Source organism: Corynebacterium lipophiloflavum DSM 44291 (assembly GCF_000159635.1).
Lineage (GTDB): Bacteria > Actinomycetota > Actinomycetes > Mycobacteriales > Mycobacteriaceae > Corynebacterium > Corynebacterium lipophiloflavum.
The window spans coordinates 498,737-517,113 of sequence record NZ_GG667192.1; the positions used below are offsets into that span (position 1 = coordinate 498,737).

The 18,377-nt window shown below is 64.4% G+C and carries 16 protein-coding genes; 7 read left to right on the plus strand and 9 right to left on the minus strand.

Features of this window, described 5'->3' with window-relative positions:
* Positions 1-89 precede the first annotated feature (89 nt).
* From HMPREF0298_RS05490 to HMPREF0298_RS05510, 5 genes are all read right to left on the minus strand, one after another.
* On the minus strand, positions 90-5,057 hold the full coding sequence (locus tag HMPREF0298_RS05490; RefSeq protein WP_006840129.1) for a DEAD/DEAH box helicase: 4,968 nt from the start codon (positions 5,055-5,057) through the stop codon (positions 90-92).
* A 64-nt stretch (positions 5,058-5,121) separates the two neighbouring features.
* A complete protein-coding gene (locus tag HMPREF0298_RS12170; RefSeq protein ID WP_157464384.1) occupies positions 5,122-5,793 on the minus strand; it encodes a hypothetical protein in 672 nt (223 codons plus the stop codon).
* A gap of 6 nt (positions 5,794-5,799) precedes the next feature.
* Complete coding sequence (locus tag HMPREF0298_RS05500; protein ID WP_006840132.1) at positions 5,800-5,988, minus strand: hypothetical protein; 189 nt, start codon at positions 5,986-5,988, stop codon at positions 5,800-5,802.
* 120 nt (positions 5,989-6,108) lie between these two features.
* Positions 6,109-7,155, minus strand: a complete 1,047-nt coding sequence (locus HMPREF0298_RS05505) for a GNAT family N-acetyltransferase (RefSeq protein WP_006840133.1) — start codon at positions 7,153-7,155, stop codon at positions 6,109-6,111.
* Positions 7,155-8,483, minus strand: coding sequence for a DUF349 domain-containing protein (locus HMPREF0298_RS05510; protein ID WP_006840134.1), 1,329 nt, complete (start codon positions 8,481-8,483; stop codon positions 7,155-7,157). Before HMPREF0298_RS05510 ends, HMPREF0298_RS05505 begins: the two co-directional genes overlap by 1 nt.
* A 192-nt stretch (positions 8,484-8,675) precedes the next feature.
* On the opposite strand from HMPREF0298_RS05510, the gene HMPREF0298_RS05515 reads away from it, so the two are divergent.
* The 5 genes from HMPREF0298_RS05515 to dapF are packed head-to-tail and all read left to right on the plus strand — an operon-like array spanning position 8,676 to position 12,061.
* Positions 8,676-9,203, plus strand: a complete 528-nt coding sequence (locus HMPREF0298_RS05515) for a helix-turn-helix domain-containing protein (protein ID WP_006840135.1) — start codon at positions 8,676-8,678, stop codon at positions 9,201-9,203.
* A 2-nt stretch (positions 9,204-9,205) separates the two neighbouring features.
* Positions 9,206-9,781, plus strand: coding sequence for a PIN domain-containing protein (locus HMPREF0298_RS05520; RefSeq protein ID WP_040422551.1), 576 nt, complete (start codon positions 9,206-9,208; stop codon positions 9,779-9,781).
* A gap of 11 nt (positions 9,782-9,792) precedes the next feature.
* Positions 9,793-10,365, plus strand: coding sequence for a hypothetical protein (locus HMPREF0298_RS05525; protein WP_006840137.1), 573 nt, complete (start codon positions 9,793-9,795; stop codon positions 10,363-10,365).
* Positions 10,365-11,264: a tRNA (adenosine(37)-N6)-dimethylallyltransferase MiaA gene (gene miaA / locus HMPREF0298_RS05530; protein ID WP_006840138.1), complete on the plus strand. Its 900-nt coding sequence runs from the start codon at positions 10,365-10,367 to the stop codon at positions 11,262-11,264. The genes HMPREF0298_RS05525 and miaA overlap by 1 nt, the downstream gene beginning before the upstream one ends.
* The gene (gene dapF / locus HMPREF0298_RS05535; RefSeq protein ID WP_006840139.1) at positions 11,261-12,061 is read left to right on the plus strand and encodes a diaminopimelate epimerase; all 801 of its coding nucleotides are present in this window, start codon (positions 11,261-11,263) and stop codon (positions 12,059-12,061) included. The genes miaA and dapF overlap by 4 nt, the downstream gene beginning before the upstream one ends.
* Before the next feature lie 2 nt (positions 12,062-12,063).
* Here dapF and HMPREF0298_RS05540 read toward each other — a convergent pair whose 3' ends face one another.
* Entirely contained in the window at positions 12,064-12,579 is a 516-nt protein-coding gene (locus HMPREF0298_RS05540) for a hypothetical protein (protein WP_006840140.1), read from the minus strand.
* Positions 12,580-12,601: 22 nt separating this feature from the next.
* The gene (locus HMPREF0298_RS05545; RefSeq protein WP_006840141.1) at positions 12,602-13,354 is read right to left on the minus strand and encodes a hypothetical protein; all 753 of its coding nucleotides are present in this window, start codon (positions 13,352-13,354) and stop codon (positions 12,602-12,604) included.
* 173 nt (positions 13,355-13,527) lie between these two features.
* On the opposite strand from HMPREF0298_RS05545, the gene hflX reads away from it, so the two are divergent.
* Positions 13,528-15,018, plus strand: a complete 1,491-nt coding sequence (hflX, locus tag HMPREF0298_RS05550) for a GTPase HflX (protein WP_006840142.1) — start codon at positions 13,528-13,530, stop codon at positions 15,016-15,018.
* 24 nt (positions 15,019-15,042) lie between these two features.
* On the plus strand, positions 15,043-16,323 hold the full coding sequence (locus HMPREF0298_RS05555) for a uracil-xanthine permease family protein (RefSeq protein ID WP_006840143.1): 1,281 nt from the start codon (positions 15,043-15,045) through the stop codon (positions 16,321-16,323).
* A gap of 24 nt (positions 16,324-16,347) precedes the next feature.
* Here the strand turns inward: HMPREF0298_RS05555 and HMPREF0298_RS05560 are convergent, their stop codons facing one another.
* On the minus strand, positions 16,348-16,617 hold the full coding sequence (locus tag HMPREF0298_RS05560) for an HPr family phosphocarrier protein (RefSeq protein WP_006840144.1): 270 nt from the start codon (positions 16,615-16,617) through the stop codon (positions 16,348-16,350).
* A 32-nt stretch (positions 16,618-16,649) separates the two neighbouring features.
* The coding region (locus HMPREF0298_RS05565) for a PTS fructose transporter subunit IIABC (RefSeq protein WP_006840145.1) at positions 16,650-18,377 on the minus strand (1,728 nt) is incomplete at its 5' end.

Consider the following 18,377-nt stretch of genomic DNA (forward strand, 5'->3'; position numbering starts at 1 on the left):
ACTGCGATCCTCGTGCAAGCACCAAGTAACGGTTGCCGCATGATCGTGAGACGGTGGGCTGAAATGCTATCGAGTTTTCCAAGATGGTCTCAACCAAGCAATTTCACGATCCGAAGCGTCTCCACCGCCACGCGCGTCACCTTTGCAACTAGATCCACAATATAGCGCGGGTTACCGACCTCATCAGCCCAATCGTTCGGGTCGTTGACAATGCCGGAGGCCTTGTCCTTCTTGACCTGGTAGCGGTCCACAACCCAGCCCAGCGCACTGCGCGACCCGAGCATGTACTTCTCGGCCTCGGCAGGGATGTCCGAGACGGTGACGTGCGAGTTGTACTTCAGTGTGGTCACGTCGTTAATTTTCTTGCCGGTATCCGGGTCGATGGTTTTCGCCCACGCCATCTTGGTGACCCGCCACGTCTCGCGGTCGCTCTCATCGCCCTTGGCTGTGACGGTGACAGGCCACGGCTCGACATCCTCGTACCCCACGTGCAGCTTCATGAGTTCGCGCCCTGCGGTGGCGAACTTATCGAACTCCTCGCGCGAGGCAGGCGTCTCGATGTGAGGGAGCATCTTCTTCAAATCAGCCGCATACGTCTCGCGGTAGGCGGGGTCGTGCAGCTTCCCGTATACAAAGTGGAAGATGTCATCCCCGGTGATGTCGGATCCCAGGGCTTCACGGTAGATCTTCTTGATCTCGTCGGTGACGTTGTCCACACGCACGTACCCATCGACCACCTCGCCGATCTCGCCGTAGACGCTCACCTCCGAGCCATGCTTTACGACGTCTCCCTGCCCAAACAGGGAACCATCCTTCGCCTCGACCGGTGCCCACGTGAAGCGGGGGAAGAACTGCGAAGTCGCAATCACGTGTAGATCAGGAAGCAAGTCCGTTGCCAAGACGGCCGGCTCAACTGATTCCCCTGAACCTACTACGACGAAGCCGACGTTGCGGTGCGCCGGGGTCGGGAACATCGTCGGCAGCTGATAAACCATGTCGTTCAGCGCCTGATCAAAGTATGCGCGCTGAGCAGTAAAAGGACGATAGAGCGAGGAGTAGATCCTCTGCGGGTCTACGTTGATCGTGGTGTTTTTCGCAGCGAGGTTCTTCAACGTCCGATTCCACGAAATCTTCGTCGTGTCCGCAAACTGCGGGTTCCGTTGCAGAAACGTGGTGACGTCAGCTTCTGTCGGTTTCGTGATCCCCTGATCAGCGAACCATGTTTGCAGCGCTGCCATTGCTTCCGCGTACGTTCCTGTGAGACGGTTGAGCTGCGAAAGAAGTTCTCCCTGCGTTTGGGCATACGCCCATGCGTCGCGTCCAGTCTTAAGTCCAGCGGAGAAGGTCGTGAAGAACTTTGTCGAGCTTCCCCTCTTATCGCCAAGCACAGGCCAAGTCTGGAAATCCTCCGAGCGCTGGTTCACCCAGTCGCCGTGCCCGTTCGGCGCAATGGCTTGCCAGTCGATGGATTCGAGGGTGCTCCGGTCGACAATCGCGAGCTTTTCCTCAGTTGAGAGGTAGTCGCCAATGTCGCGGTAGTGCAGGGTGAACCCGGTGCTCTGCGGATCCTTGACCCCGATCGTGATCGCGATAGTTGTGCGTCCGCCATCGGCGAAAACGTTGCCCGCTTCCTTTTGGCGCTGCTGTCCTGCTGTGCGGGCGTTGCCCCGCAGGTTGAACACGTAGAGGTCCGTGAAATCCTCCGCCATCGACAGTCGAACTCCGTCTCCGGTGTTGCCGTCGATCCAGCCACCGTTGGATACAAAGGCCACGACGCCCTGGTCTCCAATACGGTCGGTGGCCCAGCGAAAAGCGCGCAGGTAGGAGTCATAGAGCGAGTTCTTGTTGGTCGCTCTCGACTTCGCCGCGTAGGTCTCCGCGATGCGCTTGTCCAGGCTCGGGTACTTCAGGTTCGCGTTGAGATCGTTCGCGGACCTCTGGCCGGCAGAGTAGGGCGGGTTGCCGATCACCACGTTGATCGGCGCGTTCTTCTGGCGCTCGATGGTGGCGTTGTTGTCCCGGAAGATCTCGAGGTCGGGGATGTCGCCGTCCTCGTGGATCTGGAAGGTGTCGGCAAGGGCGATATTGTTGAATGGCACGTACTCGGGCGTCGGTAAGCCGTTGCGCTGCGCCTCCTCGGCGCGCAGCGCGTTGTACGTGGTCTCAATGTTCACGGCCGAGACATAGTAGGCCAGCAGCATGATCTCCGTGGCGAAGAGCTCGTTCGCGTACTTGCGGGCGATGTCCTCCGGCTTGATCAGACCGGACTGCAGCAGGCGCACCATGAACGTCGAGGTTCCGGCGAAGGGGTCGAGGATGCACACGCCTTCGTCGCTGAGCCCCCTGCCGAAGTGCTTGCGGGAGAGGTCGTCGGTGGCGCGGAGGATGAAGTCCACGATCTCCACCGGCGTGTAGACAATGCCGAGGGATTCGGCCTGCTTCTTGAAGGCCTTGCGGAAGAAACGTTCGTAGAGTTCCTTGATCACCTGCTGCTTGCCGGAGGCCGAAGTCACCGCGGCGGCGCGCATGCGCACCGACTCGTAGAACTTGTCCAGCTTCTCCGTCTCTGCATCCAGGTGGTTGTTCGCCATCGCGTCGATCATGCGTTGCATGACTGTCGAGACAGGGTTATGGGCGGCGAAGTCGTATTCCGCAAACAGCGCGTTGAACACCGGGGCGGTGATCAGGTGTTGGGAGAGCATCTCCACGGCCGATTCGGGAGTGATCGAGTCGTTGAGGTTGTTGCGCAGGCCATCGACAAACGCGTCGAACTCTCGGCGCAGCGTCGGGTTGGCGTTGGCCAGGATCGCGTTGATGCGCGTGATCTGGGCCTGGGCAATCTCCGCGACGTCATCGGCCCAGTCCTCCCAGTATGTGCGGGTGCCCACCTTGTCCACAATCTTGACGTACATTGCTTCCTGCCACTGCTCCAGGGAAAACAAGGCGAGGGTTTGGGAGGAAAGTTCATCTTCCCGGTCTGAAGGCGAGTCGGTGCGGTTCCCAGAGCTTTCATCGAGTGCGTTGCGAGGGTCTTTGTCAGTCTTTCCGATGTGATCGACGTCGATGGGTAGGGCATCGGGGCTACCTTCGTTGAGCGAGACGGCGTTGACCACGGCGTTGAAACGGTCGTCATGGGCGCGCAGCGCGTTGAGGATCTGCCAGACCACCTTGAACCGCGTGTTGTCGTTGAGCGCCTCCGACGGGGACTTCCCCGGGGGCACGGCCACCGGCAGGATGATGTAGCCGTAGTCCTTGCCTTCAGACTTACGCATCACGCGGCCCACGGACTGGACGACGTCGACCATGGAATTGCGTGGGTTGAAGAAGATGACGGAGTCGAGCGCGGGGACGTCCACACCTTCCGAGAGACAGCGGGCGTTGGTGAGCACGCGAGTTTCGGTACCGGTGAAGGAGGATTCCAACCAGGAAATGCGGTTGTTACGGGCCAGAGCGTTCATGGAGCCGTCGACATGCTGCGCCTCCACATCGAGCTCCAGGTTGAGCTCCGAGATATCGCTCATCGCCGATGCCTCGCGCAACGACTGCTGGTAGTTTGCAATCAGCGCCGGGTAGGACTCGGCGATCTGTTTTGAGGTCTTGATGTCCTTGGCAAAGGCTACCGAGCGGCGCATGGGATCAGCACCGTGCTCGAAGCCCGACTTGGTTCCCTGCTCCTTGCCGGAACGCTTGGCAAGGCCGTTCCACGCGCCGATCATGGCAGAGGCGAGCGAAAGGTTAATCTCCTGATCGCCGCGGGCTAGGGTGTCCGCCGCGATGTCCTCGTCTACCGTCATCACCAGCACCTTGTAGTCGGTGAGAAGGCCCGCTTCCACTGCTTCGCCGAAGCCAAGGCGGTGGAACTCCGGCCCGAAGATTGCCTCGTCGTCCATGGATGCGACCTCGGCGGAGTGCTCGGCGGCCTTGCCCTTGACGGCGTCGTCGAAAAGCCGCGGAGTGGCGGTCATGTACAGCCGCTTGGCGGCCCTGATGTAGTCGGCGTCGTGCACCTTGGTGAAGTTCGAGGCCTCCTCGCCGGCGAGGGTCACACCGGTGGTGCGGTGCGCCTCGTCGCAGATGACAATATCGAATTCGTCGAGGCCGTTTGTTTGGGCGTTGTGAATCGCAGGCAGCGACTGATACGTGGAGAAAATGACATGTAAACCGCTGCTGCGCTTGCCGGAGCTCATACGGGATGCAATCTCGGCCCCGTTGGTGGAGACGGGGACTTCAAGGTCGTACGAGGCGATGTCCTCGGCCTTCTTTGACACTTTGGTGTCGGAACAAACTGCGATCGATCTCAGATCCACGCACGCCTGCGCCGTCCATTCCTTCAGCGTCTGGGAGAGCAGGGAAATGGACGGGACTAGGAACAGAACCCTTGCCTTCCCGCCGTTGCGGTCGGCGATTTGCTCAGCCAGACGCAAAGCGGTGAAGGTCTTGCCGGTGCCGCACGCCATGATCAGCTTGCCGCGGTCCGCGGTTTCAAACCCCTCGATGGCTTTATCAATCGCCGTCTGCTGGTGAGGGCGCGGCGAAAAGGTCTCCTTGCGGGAGAGGTTGACCTGAATTTCGGAGCCGGGAAAGGCGACGTCCCAGTCGATGGGGGATTGGGCGATGTCGGCCAAACCGATGCGGCTAGTCGGGATGACCTGATTCTCTAAAGCCTTCTCGGCGTTGGCGGACCACTTGTCGGTGGTGGAGATGACAATGCGGTTGGCGAAGGATTCCGGGCCATTCTCAGCCGAGAAACTGTGGCCGGAGGCCTCGAAGAAGGAGTCCAGGTGGCTCTTTTGTAAGTAGGTGGATTCCTTGTAGAACTTGCACTGGATGGCTGTCCAGCGGCCGTCCTCACGCCGGCGGGCTACCAGATCGATTCCAGTGTCCGCGTTGCCTCCGTTGTAGCGCCAGTCCACCCAACGGCAGACATCTTCGTACTCGTTGGCCAGGACCGGGTCCGATCGGAAGAAGTTCACCATGAGCTTCTCGAATGCGGAACCGTACTTGCCCGCGGGTTGGTTCTCCCGGAGCTGATCCATGACCTGAGCGAACGAAGACATAAGGAGAATTATGGCGCACCTTCTGGCTTGACGCTGCAATTAAGGGTGGCCGTGGAGGCAGAATTTATGGCAAATCGGATCGGGCTTGAGGCCCATGAACCTCGTAGCCAAGATTTTCTAGGAGTCGCACAGCGGTGGGGACATTATGGCGAATTACGGTTTCTATTTGGAGCTTGTGAAACTTTTCCCTGCCACGGTCTACATGTTCCTGCCAGTTGTTTTTTGGCCGCGCGGCAAACTCGGTTACCAAAAGCTCAACAATATCCTCCAGGCAGACCCGAAAGCGATGGTCGCCCATTGGGAAGTGAATTTTATGCTGATGCTCCGCTGTCTCGTACCTTCCCGCTCGTGCGAGCAAGAGTCCGAGTGCTACTGAATCCGCATGAAATTGGAAGTGGCTCGCCGGCTTTGATCGTGCGTTCCGGTCGTATTCAAAGCGAACGATGGGAACAAACTTCTTCTTGCTATTGAAACCCACTTTGAAAGTGCTTGTTTCCACAGCGAGGTCGTCCCCGCCTGTATTAACACACAGACGGTAGCCGCACCTCAGCTGTAGTCGGTCACTGCCACTTGTGGCGATCACTAAAGACTTCGAAAGATTGAAAGTCGCACGAAGACTTTCCACGTTGGCGGGCAGGGTCTCAAGCTCGGTCTTTCCAACTAGAGTTGAATCGACGAGGGATTTGGTGTCGTTCGCAAACCTTTCGGCGCGTTCGCCAAATTCGTGCGTATCCACCTGTAGCTAGCCGTCGATAAGCCAGGAAAGGGATTCGTAACGGTCGAGCTTTCTCTCTTCATTGAAGTCAAGAGCATTCTCTTCGCGTAACCTACGCAGTACATCGACGGTGTAGGGCAGCATGGACTTCTCCAACGCGTCGCGTTCAACCTGAAGTTCGCCGACGGTTTTCGACACGAATAACGGCGTAGCCATGACATCCCTCCCTTACCTAGTTTTCCGATGCTGCAGATCAGATGTTGATCAAGTTACCTGGTTAAGTAGGCAACATATAGGGGTAACGCCCCTGGGGGTAAAACACGGGGGTGAGGTGTCTTATTCCTGCAACAAAGTTGCTGCCTGCCACACCGTCGTCGCCGACACCGTCTCCGCACCGAAGCGCTGCCCAAGCGCCTCCGCGGCCACTTCACCCGCAGGGTAGGAAGCGAACGCCGTAACCGCATCCTCCCACCGCTCGCGCGCAGCACACAGTACCGCCGAAACAAGATCACGCCCTAAGCCCCGGCCGCGATGCTCGGGCAGAACGTAGACCAGGCCGAGCTCGCAGACGGACTCAACGTCGTGGTCGAAGGTGACGGCCTCGGCAAGACCGACGACCTCGCCGGATGCTGCGCGCGCCAGCGCGGTGAGTTGGGTGCCGCCGCGGTCGCGGAGGCGGGCGCCGGCATCGGCAACGCGCTCGCGCGTCCAGTCGACGGTGTCCAGAATCAGCTCGCCGCGCGGGTAGTACGCCGAGGCGGAAGCGAGCAGGCGCAGGAAGGCCGGGATGTCCTCCGGCGCGAAGTCCATGTCGGCCACGACATCCATGTCCACCTGCGGGGCGGACACGTTCTCCAGGGCCAGGGTGGCCTGGACCTCGGAAAACGCGGGAGAGTAACCGGCGGCGCGCAGGCCCGGGGGCTCGTTGGCACCCAGTGCGTGCGTCACCCAGATGTGGCGGATGGGGCGGGTGAAGGCGTTGGAGAGGGCGTCGATAAGCGACAGCGCGCTAAGCCACGGAGCTACGGGGATGGGCTCGCCGGGCAGGGGAGCGATGGCCGCGTCGAGGGTGACGTGCGCCTCGATGACGCGCACGTCCTCGAGCAGCGGGAGGGAGATGAAGACCCACGCCGCGATGTCGAGGAGGTCGTCCTGGATCGCGGGGTAGCCCAGCGCTCCTAGCGGGCGCGGGGCCTCGCGGGAGGTGAGCGCGAACAGGTAGGAGCGCGACTCCGCCGAGCCCTCGAGGCGCTTGGTCACGTGCGCGGCGGAGACCCCCGAGGTGGCCAGACCAGTGATGTCCTGGGCGGCCAGGGTGGAGGAGAAGACGTAGGCGCCAACCGCCTCCGTGTCGCCGGCCCCGACGCTTAAAGCGGTGAGCACTAGCTGCCGCTGACCGCCTTCGCGGCGACGTCCGCGAACTCCTGCCACTGGGCCGCCTGCGCGCGCAGCTCCTCGGCCTTCTTCGCGTCACCCTTCGCCTCGGCGGCCTCGGCCTGCTTGGTGAAGTCGTCGGCCTTGACCTTGAACTGGTTCACCCGGTCCTGGACCGCCGGGTCGTTCTGGCGCCAGCGTGACTCCTCGGCGTCCGCCACGCGCTTTTCAATCGCGCCGATCTTGTCCTCGTACTCGCGGACCTTGCCGCGCGGGACGAAACCGATCTCCTCCCACTTGTCCTGCAGCTCGCGCAGCTTGGACTTGGCGGCGCCGAGGCCCTTGGCGGGGTCTATCAAACCGTCGTACTCCGCAAGCAGGGCGTCCTTCGCCTCGGCGTTGGCCTCGAACTCGCGGTCGCGCTCGGCGTTGACGGCGTCGTGGGCGTTGAAGAAATGATCCTGGGCGGCGCGGAACTGCTCCCACAGAGCGTCATCCACCTCGCGCGGGGCGCGGCCGGCGGCCTTCCACTCGCGCATCAGGTCGCGGTAGGCGCGGGCGGTCTCGTTCCAATCCGTGGACTCCTTGAGCGCCTCGGCGCGGGCGACCAGGTCCTCCTTGGCCTTCTTCGCGCTGGCGCGGCCGCGGTCGAGCTCGGCGAAGTGCGCGCCGCGGCGGCGGTTGAACGCGTCGCGGGCGCGGGAGTAGCGCTTCCACAGCGCGTCGTCAGTGGTGCGGTCGATGCCGCGGATCGTGCGCCATTCGTCCAAGATGGCGCGGATCCGGTCGCCGGCGGCCTTCCACTCGGTGGAGTTTTCCGCCAGGTCTTCCGCCTCCGCGGCGAGCGCCTCCTTGCGGGCGATGGCGTCGGCGCGTCGCTGCTGCTTCGCCTGGTCGGCGGCCTTGCGCGCGTCGGCGGTGGCGCCAATCAGCGTGTCCAGACGCGTCTCCAGCGACTCGACGTCACCGATCACGGCCTGCTCACCCAGCGAATCCTTCAACGCCTGGGCCTGCTTCTTAATGCCGTCGGCATCCTCCGGGTGGGCGGAAAGGCGGGTCTCCAGCAAGGCGACCTCGGTGGCGAGGTCGTCGAAACGCTGGCCGTAGTGCGCCAGGCCCTCCTCGGCGGTGCCGGCCTGCCAGTTAGCGATCTCGCGCTCGGTGCCCTTGTACGTCAGGTACACGGTGCCGTCGTCCGCAACCCTGCCGAACTTCGACGGGTCGGTGGCGGGCACGGCGGGGGTTGTCGCGGGGGCCGCGGCTGCCGGCTTCGCCTTCCGTTGGGCCAGGGCGCCCGGGGTGGGGATATGCGAGCCCGGGGTTGGAGTCTGCGTCATGGTGGAAGGTCCTTTCGCCGTCAAGGTGTGCGGTGCCGCGCGACACGGCTGCCAGTTACATATGCTGGTGAGTTTACCGGGGATGGGGAGGTGGCGTGCGGTTGCTTCCCGCGAAAGTGAGGAGCGCGGGGGAGCAACGAATTGAGACACATCTGTTGCGAATATTTCGAATTGACAGTGTAGATTACCGGTATGAACACAATCAGGGAAAGAAGGGCGACGAGACCGGCGGCTCAGACTGTGATGCCGCCCGCGGATTTTGAGGCGATGCTCGACGTGAGCAAGTTTCTCGAGAGTATTTCGGAAAACGCCGCGCTTTTGGGGCCGGACGGCCAGACGGTTCCTTTGCCAGAGGAGATCTTCCATGTCCTAGTGGACATTGTTAGCGCGATGAGGATCGGCAAGGCGATTACGGTTGCGCCGGTTGATCAAATGCTGACTACGCAAGAGGCCGCAGATTTCCTGGGAATAAGCCGTCCGACCCTGGTCAAGCTGCTCGAGACCGGGAGATTGCCATTCGAACGGGTAGCGGGAGGGCGGCACAGGCGGATTCGGCTCGATGACGTTATTCGCTATCAGGAATCGAAACGCCGGGAGAGCCGGGAGACCTTGGCATCCATGACGGCCGAAGCGGCGAAGCAGGAACTGTACGACTTTGGAGTCGATTCCTACGCAGATGCGCTGCGGGAGGCTCGACGGGAACTCTCGGGCGGAAACTAGCGGTGTCTCGATTCAGCGCTCTTCTCGATGCGTGTGCACTTGTCCCTATCGCGCAAGCCGACACGTTGCTGCGACTCGCTGAGATAGGCCTTTACAGGCCATTGTGGAGTGATCGACTACTGGCTGAGACTTCTCGAGCCCTGGAGAAAATTCATCCGGAGGTCGCTGCCTCGGGCACATTTGACAGAAGAATCAGCGCAATGAAAGACACGTTTAATGACGCATGCGTTGTTGGCTGGGAGACGTTGAAACTTTCTCTCAACCTCCCCGATCCTGATGACAATCACGTTGTTGCAGCGGCGTTGCTCGGGCGCGCTGATGTGATCGTGACCAACAACCTGAAGGATTCTCCCGACCGCGAGCTGGGACGATTTAACTCGAGTGCCCAGCGGCCGGACGAATTTCTGCTCAATCAACTCGATCTGGCTCCGGACCGGGTAATGCGAGCACTGGCCCAACAAGCAGCAGACATGCAGGATCCCCCGAGAACAGTAAGAGACGTTCTTGACAGCCTTGAACGGGCTGAGGCTAATTCATTCGCGGCGGAGTGCCGCAAGCAACTCTGGCGCGCCCAGTAGGCTTATACCCCGTGAATGCGCCCAACCTGCTTGTCATCCCCGGCTCCCCGACGCTGGTGCGCGAGCTCGCCCCGGCGCACGAGCCGTCCCGCGCGCTGGCCGGCACCATCCGCGGCGCCGTCGAGCAGTACCCGCCGCGCCCTATCCATATCGTGGGCAGCCGCGATACGCGCTGGCACACCGCGCACACGGGATCGCTCGCCGCGTGGGGTGCCCCGCAGGTCGCGCTCCAGGGCGGCAACCACCTGCCGGAGCTGGTGGCCCGCTACGTCCTGGGCGACCCGGACGTCACAGACAGCCGCGAGCGCATCCGGCCCCTGGACCCGCGCGCGCTGACGGTCGTGGTTGTGGATGGCCCCGCAGGGCTGACGGAGCGCGCCCCGCTCGCCCTCATCCCCGGCGCGCGTGAGGCCCACGAGGCGCTCCGGGACTTCCTGGGCGGGGGAGGGTTTCCGGGGGCGTTGGAAGGGGTCGTCGAAAAGCAGCTCTGGCTCGAGCTGGCCGAGCTTGGGGGCGATAAAGAGCTCCTGGCCAGCGACGACTCGCTCGGCGTGGGCGCGTACGTGGCGCAGTGGTGGTGCTGATGCGGCCTATCGCAGTCGTCGGCCCGACCGCCTCGGGCAAGTCCGCCCTCGGCATTGCGCTCGCCCAGGCGCTCGGCGGGGAAGTGGTCAACGTGGACTCCATGCAGCTCTACCGCGGCATGGACATCGGCACGGCGAAGCTGGCCCCCGGCGAGCGCGGCGGCGTCCCGCACCACCTGCTCGACATCTGGCCGGTGACCAAAACCGCCTCCGTGGCCGAGTACCAGTCCCTCGCGGTAGCCACGGTTCAAGACATCATGGCGCGTGGCAAGGTGCCTGTGCTCGTCGGCGGCTCTATGCTCTACGTGCAATCGCTTATCGACGCCTGGGCGTTCCCGCCCACCGACGCAACCGTCCGCGCCAGGTACGAGGCACGGCTGGCTGAGATCGGAGTGGACGCGCTGCACGCCGAGCTGGCGCAGGTGGACCCGGCCGCGGCCGCCACCATCGAGGACAAGGACCCGCGGCGCACCGTGCGCGCCCTGGAAGTTATCGAGCTGACCGGCAAGCCGTTCGCCGCCTCGCAGCCGCCCAAGGACGCCCCGCCGCGGTGGGGCACCCGCATCCTGGGGCTGCGTACCACACCTGAGTGGCTCAACCCGCGCATCGCGCTGCGCGCCGAGCTCATGTTCGACGGCGGGATCGTCGAGGAGGTGCGCGGGCTGGTGGGCCAGGGGTTGGTGGCCGACTCCACGGCCGGGCGCGCCATCGGATACGCGCAGGTGCTCGCCATGCTCGCGGGCGAGATGGGCCAGGCCGAGGCGCTGGAGAGGACCATCACCGGAACGCGGCGCTACGTTCGCCGCCAGCGCTCGTGGTTCAACCGCGACCCCCGCATCACCTGGCTGGACGCCGCGGACGGGGACGTGTCGCAGCGCGCGCTAGACTCTCTGGGGTGAAGATCGAATTCCTCAAAGGCCACGGCACGGAGAACGATTTCGTGGTCGTGCCCGACCCGGCAGACGCCCTGACGTTGAGTGAAGCGGAGGTTGCCGCGCTGTGCGACCGCCGCGCGGGCATCGGCGGCGACGGCCTGCTGCGCGTGGTCGAGCACGACGGGCGCTGGTTCATGGACTACCGCAACGTCGACGGCTCGATCGCGGAGATGTGCGGCAATGGGGTGCGCGTCTTCGCCCACGTCCTTGTGGCCGAGGGGTTGGTCACCGAGCGCGAATTCGACGTGGACACCCGCGCCGGTCTCAAACACATCGAGGTGCTGCAGGCAGACTCGACGGACGCGACGGTCAAAGTGGGCATGGGCCGCGTGGAGGTTACCGGCGTCTCGACTGCCCGCATGGGGGACTTCGACTTCGCCGGCCTCGGCGTCGACGTGGGAAACCCGCACCTGGCGGCGGTGATCCCCGGCCTCACCGCCGCGGAGCTGGACGCGATGCAGTTTGCACAACCCGCCTTCGACCACTCCTTTTTCCCTGAGGGGGTCAATGTCGAGGTGCTCACCGAGCTAAACGACGGGCACGTCCACATGCGCGTGTGGGAGCGCGGAGTGGGAGAGACCCACTCGTGCGGCACAGGAACCGTTGCCGCCGCCCGCGCCGCACTTGCCGACGCCGGGGTGGAAAACGGCACTGTCACCGTCAACGTTCCCGGCGGCGCGATCGAAGTGGAACTGAGCGACGGCGAAGCGCTGATGACGGGCCCGTCGAAGATTGTCGCGCGCGGGACGGTGCTTCTGTAGCGCTACCCAGGCCCGATCTCGCGGGCGGCGCGGCGCGCGTCCTGCCAGGAGGCGGCGAGGCTGTCCGCGCGCTCGTCGGCTACGGCGATGAGCCGTTCCAGCTGCGGCCGGTCGAGGTCGTTGCTTGCCAAAAGACCGTCGACACGCTGCAGGAAGCGGCGCGCCGCGTCCGCGCGCAAGTGGAAATCCTGGATCACGGGGTTGGTCGTACCCCGATCCGCTAGCGCGGGGACATGCAGGGTGCGATCGGCGATCGCCTCGGCTGACATGCCGGTGAGGAGGTCGTCATAAAGCGCGAGCGTCTCCGCGATGTCGTCGCGCGCGATGGCCAGCGAGGCGCGCAGCGACGCCACCTCGGGAGTGGTGTCGTAGCGCTGCATGAGCACGATCAGTGCCCCGAGGATTGTGAGCGCGAGCAGCAGCCCGGCCACCTTGAGCCACAGCACCAGCAGCGCGAAAGCGGCGATGAGCAGACCCATCCCGATCGCCTGCCAGAAATCCCGTCGCGCTGATGACATGGGTTGCCCCCCCGATAAACCTCTAATGCCCGCCGCAGCCGCAGGAGTCGCCGCACCCGCCACAACCCCCGCCGGCCGGGGTCGGGATGGTGCCCACCAACACCGCGGTGCCCGCGATGATGTTGTTGCGCTCGGGCAGCTCGCCGTCGGGCAGGCACACCTCAAACGGGAAGGCGCCGTCGACTGAAACGTGGATGAAGCGCTCACCGGTGAGCTCGCTGACGCGGTACTCAGCCTCGAGAACGCGGGCAGCCAGGCGCGCCGCGGCATCCGGGGCGGACGCGGCCGCCGAGGCCACGGCCTCGGCACCGGGGGAGAGGATCTCGCCCACGATGTCACCAGGATTGGCGGCGTGGAAGGCGTCGACGTCCGCAAAGAGTTCAATATCGAGCCCCAGTGCGGTGACAGCGAGCTCCTGCCAGGTCAGGGTGGGGGCGTCGACAAGCAGCGGCCCCTGGGCCAAGTTGACAGTGACCGAGGCGATGGTGCTGCCGTGCGGGTCGACGATGTCGGCGAGCGCGACGACATCGTTGAGCATGGTCACGTGCGCGAAGGTGCGGGTGTCGGCGGCGAACCCGGCGAACGTGGCGAACGGCTCGACTGCGAGGATGTTCAGCTGCGCTCCCGATGCGTCGGAGTACTGGATCAACTGACCACCCCGGACCTCGCCCGTGACCTGCAAACGGCCGGAGGCGATCGCGGCCTCCACGGCATCCTGCCACTGGGCAAATCCCAAGCCGATGCTGGACAAATCCCGGGTCTTCGTATCGCTCATAGTGGCACATATTACCCCGCGGGTTCATGCCGGTTTGTGCGGTGGGCTCACCGGGGTGCGCTGACAGCACCGAAGGACCGGCCCCGGGAAGAAACCCGGGGCACTCGACGTTAGCTAATGCACACCTGACAAGCAGAACCCGTTAAACTAAGGACTCAATGACAAAACCTACGATGACCGAGCCGATTGAGCTCAACCACGATGAACTTCTCGCCCGCGCGTTTCGCCACAACGCGCCGCAACCCACCGATAACGGGGAGCCCACAGTCGGCTCGCTGGACCTCGAAGAACGAAACGCGTTTCGCCGAGTGACGGTCGAGACGGAGCTGCGCTCCGAGGACCAGGCCGAGGGCTTTGAGGTTGAGTACCGCAAGCTGCGCCTCGAACAGGTCATCCTCGTCGGTGCGTGGATCGAAGGGACCACCGCCGAGATGGAAGCCAACATGCTCGAGCTTGCCGCGCTCGCGGAGACCGCCGGCGCGGATGTCGTGGAGCTTTTGTACCAGAAGCGCGACAAGCCGGACCCGGGCACCTACATCGGTTCGGGCAAGGTCAAGGAGCTGCGCGACATCGTCGTGTCCACAGGCGCCGACACCGTCGTGTTTGACGGCGAGCTCTCCCCGGGCCAGATGGTCGCGCTCGAGGAGGCGCTGAAGATCAAGGTGATCGACCGCACCATGCTCATCCTCGACATCTTCGCCCAGCACGCGAAGAGCAAGGAAGGTAAGGCGCAGGTCAGCCTGGCGCAGATGGAGTACCTCTACACGCGCACCCGTGGTTGGGGTGGCAACCTGTCGCGTCAGGCCGGCGGTCGCGCCGGCTCCAACGGCGGCGTGGGCCTGCGCGGTCCCGGTGAAACACGGATTGAGGCGGACCGCCGCCGCCTGCGCACGGACATGGCGAAGCTGCGCCACGAGCTGCGCGGGATGAAGACCGCGCGCGAGGTCAAGCGCGCCCGCCGGCAGCGTTCGACGATTCCCAAGATCGCGATCGCCGGCTACACCAACGCCGGCAAGTCCTCGTTGATCAACGCCATGACCAACGCCGGCGTGCTGGTGGAGGATGCTCTGTTCGCGACCCTGGATCCGTCGACACGCAAGGCGCAGCTGGCGGACGGGCGTAACGTCGTGCTCACGGACACCGTCGGATTCGTGCGCCACCTGCCGACCCAGCTCGTCGAGGCGTTCAAGTCGACGCTGGAGGAGGTCACGGGCGCGGACCTGATGTTGCACGTTGTCGACGGTTCGGACGCGTTTCCGCTGAAGCAGATCGAGGCGGTGAACAAGGTGCTCTCGGACGTCACGCGCGAGTCCGGCGAGTCTATCCCGCCGGAGATCGTGGTGGTGAACAAGATCGACCAGGCCGACCCGGTGGTGTTGGCGGAGTTGCGGCACACGTTCGACAACACCGGCCACGACGTTGTTTTCGTCTCGGCGCATACGGGCGAGGGCATCGCCGAGCTCGAGGGCAAGATCGAGATGCACCTCAACAGCGTGGAGGCGCACGTGCAGATGCTCGTCCCGTTCACCCGCGGCGACGTAGTCAGCCGCGTCCACGAACAGGGCACAGTGCGCAGCGAGTCCTACGAGGAAGACGGCACGCTTATCGACGTCCGCCTGCCCCACGTCATCGCCGAGCAGTACTCGGAGTTTGTTGTCAGCTAGCCCGAGCGACAACAATGTCCATTCGTGACTCCTACATTCGGATGGACCCTTCACGGCGACGGCCGCCACATTCAACCCGGCGAGGTTGTCGCCCCCGACGAGAGGCTGAGCTGGCCGCGCACCGCGGCCATCGGCGCGCAGCACGTTGTCGCCATGTTCGGCGCGACCCTGCTTGTCCCAACACTGACGGGTTTTCCAGTAAATACGACGTTGCTGTTCTCGGGACTCGGCACGATCATCTTCCTGCTCATTACCCGCAACAAGCTGCCGAGCTACCTCGGATCGTCGTTTGCGTTCATCGCGCCGCTGGCGGCCTCGCAGCAGTACGGCGTCGGCGCGCAGCTCGGCGGTGTGGTGGTCACGGGCCTCGCGCTGATTGCGGTGGGCGCGCTCGTGCAGGCGGCGGGAACGAGGCTTATCGACGCCGTCATGCCGCCCGTGGTCACCGGCGCCATCGTTGCGCTGATCGGATTCAACCTGGCTCCGGTCGCGGTGGGCAACTTCCAGGAGCAGCCGCTGATCGGCGCGGTTACGCTGGCAACGATCCTGGTTGTGGCCGTCGCCACCCGCGGCATGGCCTCGCGCCTGTCGATCCTGATCGGTGTCATCGTGGGGTGGCTCACCGCCTGGGTGAGCAAGGGGGTTAGCCCCGAGGCGCTGGGCGCGGTCGCCGCTGCCGATTGGGTGGGCGTGCCGCGTTTCCACGCGCCTGAGTTTCACCTCTCTGCTGTCCTGGTGACCTTGCCGGTGCTGGTGGTCCTCATTGCCGAAAACGTCGGCCATGTCAAAGCAGTCGGCGAGATGACCGGCCGCGATTTGGACGCCTACCAGGGCCGCGCGCTCATCGGCGACGGCTTATCGACGACCCTCGCCGGCGGTTTCGGCGGCTCGGGCACGACAACCTACGCCGAGAACATTGGGGTGATGGCCGCGACCAGGGTGTACTCCACGGCCGCGTACTGGGTGGCTGCGGTGGTCGCGATTGCGCTGGCGTTCATCCCGAAGTTCGGCGCGATCGTCGGCACGCTCCCGGTCGGGGTGTTGGGCGGTGCCACCCTCGTGCTCTACGGGTTGATCGGCATGCTCGGCGTGCGCATCTGGCAGGACAATCGGGTGGACTTTAACAACCCAGTCAACCTGATGACCGCCGCGGTGGCCCTCATCGTCGGCATCGGCGATCTTTCGCTGACGCTCGGCCCGGTGGAGCTCAAGGGCATTGCGCTGGGCTCAGTCGGGATCATCGTTGCCTACCCGATCCTGAGAAAGGCCTTCGCCACGCTCGGCGAAGGCACGCACAACCCCTAGGCTGCTTCCCCGCCTATTCCCCGCCTATTCACTGTCGAGGTTCTGCTGAATAAGCGCCGCGATCTTGTCCACAGCCTCGGCGTTGTCGGAAGTCACGGTCACCTCGTCGCCGAATTCCGCACCCATGGCCATGATCATGAGAGAGGATGCGGCATCCGTCTCGTCGTCCTCCTCGCCGCCCGCCAGGGTGAGCAGGATTTCGTCGTCGTACTCGCCAGCGGCATCGGCGATGACGGTTGCCGGGCGAGCGTGCAGGCCCACGGTGGAGCCGACCTTTACTGTCTTGGAAGCCATGTGAAAATCCTTTCGTTGAGTTGGTCTCAATTCTACGTGGAAACTTTCCGGCGCCCGAGCGTCGCATGCTTGGCGACGACCACAGCAACCACACCCACCACAACGCCCGCAGCCAACGCGACACACACGCCCCACCACGGGCTGAACGCGAAGATTACAAACACGCCGCCGTGCGGCACGGTAACTCCCGTGCCCAGCGCCATCGACGTCACTGCCGCGGTTGCCCCGCCGGCCATCATGGGTGGAACCACGCGCGCGGGATCGGCCGCCGCAAATGGGATCGCGCCCTCGGTGATAAAGGCCAGACCCGGCAGCCAGATGGTACGGCCGGCGGCGCGCTCCGCCGGGGTAAACACGCGGGCTCGAACAAGTGTTGCCAGCGACAAGGCCAGCGGCGGCACCATGCCGGAGACCATTACCGCGGCCATGATGTCGTAGCTGGCCTGGGTGCCGGCGCTCAACCCCGCCGCGCCGAAGGCGTAGGCAATCTTGTTTACCGGTCCGCCGAGGTCGAAGCACATCATCGCGCCAATCAACGCCCCGAGAAACAGCGCCGGGGTGGCCCCCATCTCGCCGAGCCAGCCCTGAACTGCCGCCGACACCGCAGCCAGCGGGCGGCCGACAACTCCAACCATCAACACGAGCACAGCGAGTGTTGAAACCACCGGGCTGATAACCGTGGTTTTGAGCGGTTCCACGCCCCGCGCGGGGATCAACTTGATCCAGTGCGCGACCACACCCGCGACAACGCCGGCAATCACCGCACCGAGAACTCCTGCGCCGGCCATGACAGAGACCGCACCACCGATGAACCCGGGTGCGATCCCGGGCCGGCCGGCGAGCGCGAAGCTGATGTAGCCGGACAGTGCCGACGCGGCCAGGTTCATCCCCGCCTGCCCGGCAACGATGAGCACCGCCGCGATGTAGACCAGCCAGCCTGTGCGATCCACAGTCGCGCCAGCCCCGTTGAGGGAGAAGCCGCCTGACACCTCAGCCCACGCTTCCGCGCCGCCGGCAAGGGTGCCCAGTGTGAGCAGCAGTCCGCCGGCAACGAGGAAGGGCACCATGTAGGACACCCCGGTCATCACGGCGCGGTAGATGCGCGCCGTTGTGCTGGGAGCGGTGGCGGTGACCGTGGCGGCTGTGGTGGCGTTGAGGGCGGCGTCGATAAGCTGGGCGGGCTCGTTGATCGCGCGGCGCACGGGCACATCGACGACGGGTTTGCCGTGAAAACGCTCGGCGCCGCGCACCGCGACATCGTGGGCGAGGATCACGGCGTCGGCCCCGCGGATAAAGTCGGCGTCGAGATGCTGCGTGTCGGTAGCGCCCTGCGCCTCGACGCGAAGGTCGAGGTCGTCGCGCGTTTCGGCGGCGCGCACAAGCGCGTCGGCGGCCATGTACGTGTGCGCCACACCCGTCGGGCACGCCGTGACCGCCGCGATGCGCCGGCGCTTTGGCTGGCCGTGAAGCTGCGCGGTGATCGCGCCGACGGCGGCGTGCGGATCAGCGGCGGCGCGTAGCGTGTCGACGAACTCATCGCGCACAAGCGCTCGTGCGAGCGTCGAGAGGATCTTCAGGTGCTCCCGCCCGCCGTCCGCGGGCACCGCGATGAGGAAGACGAGGTCGGCCGGGCCGTCGGGGCCGGCGAAATCGACGGGGCGGCTCAGGCGGGCGAACGCGAGCGTCGGCACGCTCACGGCAGTCGAGCGTGCGTGCGGGATGGCGACGCGCCCAGCCACGCCCGTCGGGGCCGTGCCCTC

Coding starts and splice junctions, on each gene's coding strand:
- HMPREF0298_RS05490 (WP_006840129.1), bottom strand. CDS start 5,057: ATGTCTTCGTTCGCTCAGGTCATGGATCAGCTCCGGGAGAACCAACCC.
- HMPREF0298_RS05500 (WP_006840132.1), bottom strand. CDS start 5,988: ATGGCTACGCCGTTATTCGTGTCGAAAACCGTCGGCGAACTTCAGGTT.
- HMPREF0298_RS05510 (WP_006840134.1), bottom strand. CDS start 8,483: ATGACGCAGACTCCAACCCCGGGCTCGCATATCCCCACCCCGGGCGCC.
- HMPREF0298_RS05515 (WP_006840135.1), top strand. CDS start 8,676: ATGAACACAATCAGGGAAAGAAGGGCGACGAGACCGGCGGCTCAGACT.
- miaA (WP_006840138.1), top strand. CDS start 10,365: ATGCGGCCTATCGCAGTCGTCGGCCCGACCGCCTCGGGCAAGTCCGCC.
- HMPREF0298_RS05540 (WP_006840140.1), bottom strand. CDS start 12,579: ATGTCATCAGCGCGACGGGATTTCTGGCAGGCGATCGGGATGGGTCTG.
- HMPREF0298_RS05545 (WP_006840141.1), bottom strand. CDS start 13,354: ATGAGCGATACGAAGACCCGGGATTTGTCCAGCATCGGCTTGGGATTT.
- hflX (WP_006840142.1), top strand. CDS start 13,528: ATGACCGAGCCGATTGAGCTCAACCACGATGAACTTCTCGCCCGCGCG.
- HMPREF0298_RS05560 (WP_006840144.1), bottom strand. CDS start 16,617: ATGGCTTCCAAGACAGTAAAGGTCGGCTCCACCGTGGGCCTGCACGCT.